Origin of the sequence: Streptomyces sp. NPDC059398 (genome assembly GCF_042751845.1) — a bacterium.
Lineage (GTDB): Bacteria > Actinomycetota > Actinomycetes > Streptomycetales > Streptomycetaceae > Streptomyces.
The window spans coordinates 19622-27031 of sequence record NZ_JBHYWP010000111.1 but is presented as its reverse complement, the minus strand read 5'-3'; the positions used below and the strand labels follow the sequence as shown (position 1 = coordinate 27031).

The window sequence follows — 7410 nt, the reverse complement described above, 5'->3', positions numbered from 1 at the left end:
GGGGGGCGGCGGGCGGCCCGGCCGCCGTGGGGCGGACGGCCCGCCGGACCTCAGCCGAGCGTCGCGATCGCCTGGTTGAAGGTCGCCGACGGGCGCATGACGGCCGCGGCCTTCGCCGGGTCGGGCTGGTAGTAGCTGCCGATGTCGGCCGGGGAGCCCTGGACGGCGATCAGTTCGCCGACGATGGTCTCCTCCTGCTCACCGAGCGTCTTGGCGAGCGCCGCGAACGCCTCGGCGAGCTGGGCGTCGTCGGTCTGCGCGGCCAGCTCTCGGGCCCAGTAGAGCGCCAGGTAGAAGTGGCTGCCGCGGTTGTCGATACCGCCGAGCTTGCGGCTCGGCGACTTGTCCTCGTTGAGGAACGTGCCGGTCGCACGGTCCAGTGTGTCGGCGAGGACCTGGGCGCGCGCGTTGCCCGTGGTCTGCGCGAGGTGCTCGAAGCTGACCGCCAGCGCCAGGAACTCGCCCAGGCTGTCCCAGCGCAGGTAGTTCTCCTTGACGAGCTGCTGGACGTGCTTCGGGGCGGAACCGCCTGCGCCCGTCTCGAAGAGGCCGCCGCCGTTCATGAGCGGGACGACGGAGAGCATCTTCGCGCTGGTGCCCAGTTCGAGGATGGGGAACAGGTCGGTCAGGTAGTCGCGCAGCACGTTGCCGGTGACGGAGATGGTGTCCTCGCCACGGCGGATGCGCTCCAGCGAGAACGCGATGGCGTCCGCCGGGGTCATGATCTCGATCTGCAGACCGTCGGTGTCGTGCTCCGGGAGGTACGCCTTGACCTTGGCGATCAGGGCGGCGTCGTGCGCGCGGCCCTCGTCGAGCCAGAACACGGCCGGGGTGCCGGTCGCGCGGGCCCGGGTGACGGCGAGCTTCACCCAGTCCTGGATCGGCAGGTCCTTGGTCTGGCACATGCGCCAGATGTCACCGGCGCTGACGGCGTGCTCCAGGACGGCGTCGCCCTGGCCGTCGAGGACCCGCACCGTGCCGGTGACGGGGATCTCGAAGGTCTTGTCGTGGCTGCCGTACTCCTCGGCCTTCTGCGCCATCAGACCGACGTTGGGCACGGAGCCCATCGTCGACGGGTCGTAGGCGCCGTTGGCGCGGCAGTCGTCGATGACGACCTGGTAGATCCCGGCGTAGCTGCTGTCCGGGATGGTCGCCAGGGTGTCGGCCTCGCCGCCGTCCGGGCCCCACATGTGGCCGGAGGTGCGGATCATGGCGGGCATGGAGGCGTCGACGATGACATCGCTCGGTACGTGCAGGTTGGTGATGCCGCGGTCGGAGTCGACCATCGCCAGCGAGGGGCCTTCGGCCAGCTCGGCCTCGAAGGACTCCTTGATCTTGGCGCCGTCGGGCAGCGACTCCAGGCCCTTGAGGATGCCGCCGAGGCCGTCGTTCGGGGTCAGCCCGGCGGCGGCGAGCGTCGCACCGTGCTCGGCGAACGTCTTCGGGAAGAAGGCGCGGACCACATGGCCGAAGATGATCGGGTCGGAGACCTTCATCATGGTGGCCTTGAGGTGCACGGAGAAGAGCACATCCTCGGCCTTGGCGCGGGCGATCTGCGCCGTGAAGAACTCACGGAGCGCGGCCACGCGCATCACCGAGGCGTCGACGACCTCGCCGGCCAGGACGGGGACCGACTCGCGCAGGACGGTGGTGGTGCCGTCGTCCCCCGCGAGCTCGATCCGGAGCGAGCCGGGCTCGTCGATGACGACCGACTTCTCGGTGGAGCGGAAGTCGTCGCCGTCCATGTGGGCGACGTTCGTCTTCGAATCGGACGACCAGGCACCCATCCGGTGCGGGTGGGCCTTGGCGTAGTTCTTCACGGACGCCGGGGCGCGGCGGTCCGAGTTGCCCTCACGCAGCACCGGGTTGACGGCGCTGCCCTTGACCTTGTCGTACCGGGCGCGGACGTCCTTGTCCTCGTCGGTCTGCGGGTCGTCCGGGTAGTCCGGAAGCGCGTAGCCCAGCTTCTGCAGCTCCGCGATGGCGGCCTTCAGCTGCGGGATGGACGCCGAGATGTTCGGCAGCTTGATGATGTTCGCGCCGGGCGTCTTGGCCAGTTCACCGAGTTCGGCGAGTGCGTCCTCGACTCGCAGGCTCTCGTCAAGACGGTCGGGGAAACTGGCGATGATCCGCCCCGCGAGAGAGATGTCACGGCTCTCCACGGCCACACCGGCCGTCGAGGCGTACGCCTGGATCACCGGCAGGAACGAATACGTCGCCAGGGCCGGGGCCTCGTCGGTCTGTGTATAGATGATGGTCGAGTCAGTCACCGGGTGCTCCGCTCCACGTCTGCAACATTGCTCGACATCAAGATATCTCCTGAGCGCCCCCCTCTCGACAGGGCCCCACCCCCGGCGGCCGGGGCCCCGGGCGGGCGGGGCACGTACGCCAGGGCCGCCGGGGCCGTACGCCGGTCCGCCCGGAGGCGCCCGTCAGCGGGAGGAGCCGCACCGCCGGTACACATGGCCCTGCTCACCGGCCGGGGTCACCTCACGGTCACGCAGGGTGATGGAGAGTTTCGTTCCCCAGGCGCGGCAGGCGTGGTCGAAGGCCTTGGTGCCGTACTCGATGTCGAAGGCCCGGCCCTGGTAGGCGGTGGCGAACTCGGTGCACTCCTGGAAGCTCCCACACTCCTCGACCACGGCGAAGTCGAAGCCGATACGGTGGCGCTCGCCGAGCAGGTCGGTGGTGTTCTTCTGGGCGATGGCGAGACCCCGCCGGTGCGCGTGGGCGGCCAGCAGCCGGGCGAAGGACGCCGCGTCGTCCTCGGTCAGCAGACCGTGCGAGCGCTCGTAGGAGTCGAGGTTGTCGGGCTCCACCGCGTCGAAACCGGCGTCGGCGCAGCCGTCGATCCAGCGGCCGACGATGTCCGCGAGCGCCTTGCGCTCAGCCGCCCCCGAGATGTCGAGGAGGGGCTCCTGCCAGTCCTCGTCGACGACCGGCTTGCCGTGCCGGTCGCGCAGCAGCAGGTCGGGGTGGTGCTTCTGCCACCAGCCGATGGCGCTGCCGGGCTGCGACTGGAAGGCGTTGACGTAACAGATGTTGTACAGGCCGGGTGCGGGGTCGGCCGTGCGGTCGCGGGAGACCACCCGCACCCCGGCGGGCGGCCGGTACGGGCCGCCCAGCTGATAGTCGAAGGAGGCTCGGGCCGGGGGCTTGTGAACGCCGCTGTCCCGGGTGGAGGCCGCAGTGGTGGGGGTGGCACCGTCGCCGGGGCCACCGGAGGAACAGCCGGCCACGAGGAGGAGCAGCGCCGGGGCGAGGACACGGGCGGCGCGGCGGAGCAGCGAGGGGTGGTACGGAGAGGGCACGTCGGGGCTTTCGCGGTGGGAGCAGGGGAAGCTGATTTGATCATGGGAGCCGCCCCGGCGGCGAACCCCGCCTGTCCTGCCCTGTCCTGCCCTGTCCTGTCCTGCCCCCGTCCCGCCCTCTCCTGTCCTGCCCGGTACGGAGTCCGTCAGGACCGTGCGCGGTCCATCGCCTCCAGCACCTTGTCCGGGGTGAGCGGAAGGGAGCGCAGCCGGACGCCGATGGCGTGATGGAGGGCGTTGCCGACCGCGGCCGCCGTACCGACGATGCCGATCTCGCCGATTCCCTTGCTGCCCATCGGGTTGAGGTGCTCGTCCTCCTCGTCGATCCAGTGCGCCTCGACGGAGCGGACGTCCGCGCAGACCGGGACGTGGTACGAGGCGAGGTCGCTCTCCACGAAAGCGCCGGACGCGGGGTCGACGGTGCTGCCCTCCGTGAGGGCCATCCCGATGCCCATCACCATGCCGCCGATGAACTGCGCTCTCGCCGTACGGGAGTTGAGGATGTGTCCGGCCGCGAACACCCCCAGCAGCCGTCGGACACGTACCTCGCCCGACACCGGGTCCGCCTCCACCTCGGCGAAGTGGGCGCCGAAGGCGTGGCGCGCGTAGGGCACCGGCTCCCCGGCCTGCCCGCTGGTGTCGGCCGCGGCGTGCAGGCCGTCGGGCGGCAGCGCTCCCGGGTGTTCACCGAGCAGCTTCCCGAGTGAGGTGCAGGCCTGGTGGACCGCCCAGCCCCAGGACGCGGTGCCCGATGAACCGCCCGCGAGCGACGCGCTGGGCAGATCGCTGCTGCCGATGTCGACCGCCACGCGTTCCAGCGGTACGCCCAGCACACCGGCGGCGATCTGGGCCAGGACCGTGCGGGCTCCCGTGCCGATGTCGGTGGCGTTGATCCGTACCAGGAAGGTGCCATCCGGCGCCGCGTGCGCCGTCGCCTCGGACGGGGAGACGAGGACCGGGTAGGTCGCGGCGGCGACACCGGTCCCGATCAGGAGCCCGCCTTCCCGCCGGACACCGGGGCGGGGGTCCCGGCCGCTCCAGCCGAACCGCCGGGCCCCCTCCTTCAGGCAGTCGGTGAGGTGACGGCTGCTGAACGGCAGGCCGCTGTCCGGCTCGGTGTCCGGTTCGTTCCGCAGCCGCAGCTCCACCGGGTCCAGACCCGCCGCGAGGGCCAGTTCGTCCATCGCCGATTCCAGCGCGTACATACCCGGCGCCTCGCCGGGTGCCCGCATCCAGGAGGGGCTGGGGACGTCGAGGGCGGCGACGCGATGGGTCGTCAGGCTGTGCGGTGAGCGGTACATGATCCGCGCGGGGACGGCGGCCTGCTCCACGAACTCCTTGATCCGCGAGGTGTGGGTGATCACCTCGTGGGCCAGCGATGTGATCACGCCGCCGTCTTCCGCGCCCAGCCGGACGCGGTGCAGCGTGGGGGCACGGTGGCCGACCACCGCGGGCATCTGCCGGCGCGGCAGCGAGAGCGTCACGGGGCGCCCGGTGTGCCTGGCCGCCATGACGGCCAGCACCACCTGGGGGCGCGGGGTGCCCTTGGAGCCGAACCCGCCCCCGACGTGCGGGGAGTTGACGGTGATGTCGCTCTCCGGGGTGGCGAACAGCGTGGCGAGGGCCTGGCGGACCGCCGTCGCGCCCTGGCTGGAGTCATGCACGGTCAGATGTCCGCCGGTCCACTCCGCGGTGCTGGCATGGGGCTCCATCGGGTGGTTGTGGAGCGGGGGGACGGTGTACGAGACATCGACCCGGACGGGCGCCCGTGCGTACTCGGCGGCGAAGTCGCCGCGTTCACGGTCGGCGGGGAAGCCGCCGTTGGCTTCCTCCGGCGCGTAGATCGCGGGGTCGCCGGCCGCCAGCACCACATCGTGGGGGTCGCTCTCGTACTCCACCCGTACGGCCTGTGCTGCGGCACGCGCCCCTTCCAGGGTCTCGGCCACGGCGAGGGCGACGTACCACCCGTAGTGCGGCACCCGGTCGTTCTGGAGGAGGTCCAGGGTGGGGTCGTCGGTGGCTGCCAGCCGGGGCGCGTTGTCCGCGGTGAGTACGGCGATGGTGCCGGGGAGTGCCAGCGCGTCCCCGGTGTGCACGGCGCTGACCCGGCCGGAGGCGATCCTGGCGGGGACCGGCCAGGCGTGGACGCGGCCGGGCGGGGAGTGCTCGGCGGCGTAGGGAGCGGCGCCGGTGACTTTCGCCCGGCCTTCCCGGCGGTGCACGGGGGCGCCGGTCGTGGACGTGTGCTGGTTCACGGGGTGCTCTCCTCCTCAGCCGCGGTCCGCGAGACGGGCCAGGGTGTCGACGGCCAGATTGCGGGCGAGCCTTACCTTGAACGCGTTGCCGGACAGGGGGACGGCCTGGGCCAGTTCGGCGTCGGCCGCCCGCAGAAGGGTGCTCTCATCGGCCGGCGCTCCGGTGAGGACGGCCTCGGCGGTCGTGGCGCGCCAGGGTTTGTGCGCGACTCCTCCGAACCCGAGGCGGGCATACCGGATCAGGCCGTCGTCGCCGACTGCCAGAACGGCGGCGACGGAGACCAGGGCGAAGGCGTAGGAGGCGCGGTCGCGCGCCTTGCGGTACGCGGAGGGCATCCCGCCGGACGCGCCGGGGATCACGACCGAGGTGATCAGCTCCCCCGGCCGGATGACGGTGTCCTGCTCCGGGCGGTCGCCGGGGAGCCGGTGGAAGTCGGCCACGGGCACGGTCCGTTCGCCGCTGGGGCCGACGAGTTCGATCCCTGCGTCGAGGACCGCCAGGGCCACCGCCATGTCGGAGGGGTGCGTCGCCACACAGTGGGCGGAGTGGCCGAGGACGGCGTGGTCGCGGTTGACCCCTTCGACGGCGGCGCAACCGGACCCCGGTTCCCGCTTGTTGCAAGGCTGCCCGGTCTCCTGGAAGTACGGACAGCGGGTCCGCTGGAGCAGATTCCCTGCGGTGGTGGCCGCGTTGCGGAGCTGGCCCGAGGCGCCCGACAGCAGCGCCTGCGAGAGCACCGGCCAGTTACGGCGTACGGCAGGGTGGGCGGCGAGATCGCTGTTGCGTACGGTCGCCCCGACGCGGAGCCCGCCGCCGGGCAGTTCTTCGACCGTGCCGAGGGGCAGTCCGCTGACGTCGATGAGGTGGGCGGGGGTCTCCACACCGAGTTTCATGAGGTCGACGAGGTTGGTGCCGCCACCGATGAACCGGGCGTCGGGCAGCGAGAGGAAGCTGTGGAGGGCGTCATCGGTGGTACGGGCCTTCACATAGCCGAACGGCTTCACACGACCACGTCCTCGATGGCTTCGACGATACGGGGATAGGCACCGCACCGGCAGAGGTTGCCGCTCATGCGTTCCCGGATCTCGGCCGGGGTGAGCTCGGCGGGGCCTTCGTCCGCGAGAGCCTCCGCGGCCGTGGCGTGGGAGGGGTGCCCCGCGGCGGCTTCGGCCAGCACGCCGACCGCCGAACAGATCTGGCCCGGGGTGCAGTAGCCGCACTGGAACCCGTCCCGGTCCAGGAAGGCCTCCTGCACGGGGTGGGGGGTTCCGGCGCCGCCGAGCCCCTCGATGGTGGTGATGCCGACGTCCTGCTGGGCGACGGCCAGCAGGAGACAGCTGTTGACGCGGGATCCGTCGGCCAGCACCGTGCACGCGCCGCACTGCCCGTGGTCGCAGCCCTTCTTCGCACCCGTGAGCCCGATCTCCTGGCGGAGGGCGTCCAGGAGCGTAGTGCGGTGGTCCAGGTCCAGGGTGTGGGCCGCCCCGTTGATCCGCAGGGTCACCGTCGACCGCGTCGGCGGCTTGCCCGACGCTCCCTTTCCTGACGGCGCCTTTTCTGACGGCGCCTTTCCTGACGGGTTTCGCGGCCCGGTCGGTCCGCTGCTCGGCTGCATCCGTCCTGCACACCCTTTCTGGGGCGGGTCTTCTGGCTTCCTGGGGCGGGTCCTCCGGGAGGGGGCCTCCGGGAGGGGGCCTCCGGGTACGGTCGCGGGTCGGTCCGTGCGGTCTGTTCAGTCCATTCGGTCTGTTCAGTCCATTCGGTCTGTTCAGTCCATTCGGCCCGTTCGGTCCGAGGGAGGCGCCCGGCACTGGGCGCCGCCGCCCCCGCCGGGACCGGCCCG

The 7410-nt window shown here is 71.7% G+C and carries 5 protein-coding genes; all 5 read right to left on the bottom strand.

Annotated features, from left to right (window positions below):
• Positions 1-50 precede the first annotated feature (50 nt).
• The 5 genes from ACFXBC_RS29945 to ACFXBC_RS29925 all read right to left on the bottom strand — a co-directional run bounded on the left by ACFXBC_RS29945 (position 51) and on the right by ACFXBC_RS29925 (position 7182).
• Entirely contained in the window at positions 51-2270 is a 2220-nt protein-coding gene (locus ACFXBC_RS29945) for an NADP-dependent isocitrate dehydrogenase (protein WP_385031346.1), read from the bottom strand.
• A gap of 162 nt (positions 2271-2432) precedes the next feature.
• Positions 2433-3311, bottom strand: coding sequence for an endo alpha-1,4 polygalactosaminidase (locus tag ACFXBC_RS29940; RefSeq protein ID WP_385031343.1), 879 nt, complete (start codon positions 3309-3311; stop codon positions 2433-2435).
• 146 nt (positions 3312-3457) lie between these two features.
• Complete coding sequence (locus ACFXBC_RS29935) at positions 3458-5566, bottom strand: xanthine dehydrogenase family protein molybdopterin-binding subunit (RefSeq protein WP_385031340.1); 2109 nt, start codon at positions 5564-5566, stop codon at positions 3458-3460.
• A gap of 15 nt (positions 5567-5581) precedes the next feature.
• Complete coding sequence (locus tag ACFXBC_RS29930) at positions 5582-6571, bottom strand: FAD binding domain-containing protein (RefSeq protein ID WP_385031337.1); 990 nt, start codon at positions 6569-6571, stop codon at positions 5582-5584.
• Positions 6568-7182 (bottom strand): 2Fe-2S iron-sulfur cluster-binding protein, encoded by a 615-nt coding sequence (locus tag ACFXBC_RS29925; protein WP_385031334.1) that lies wholly within the window; start codon positions 7180-7182, stop codon positions 6568-6570. The genes ACFXBC_RS29930 and ACFXBC_RS29925 overlap by 4 nt, the downstream gene beginning before the upstream one ends.
• Positions 7183-7410: the final 228 nt, after the last annotated feature.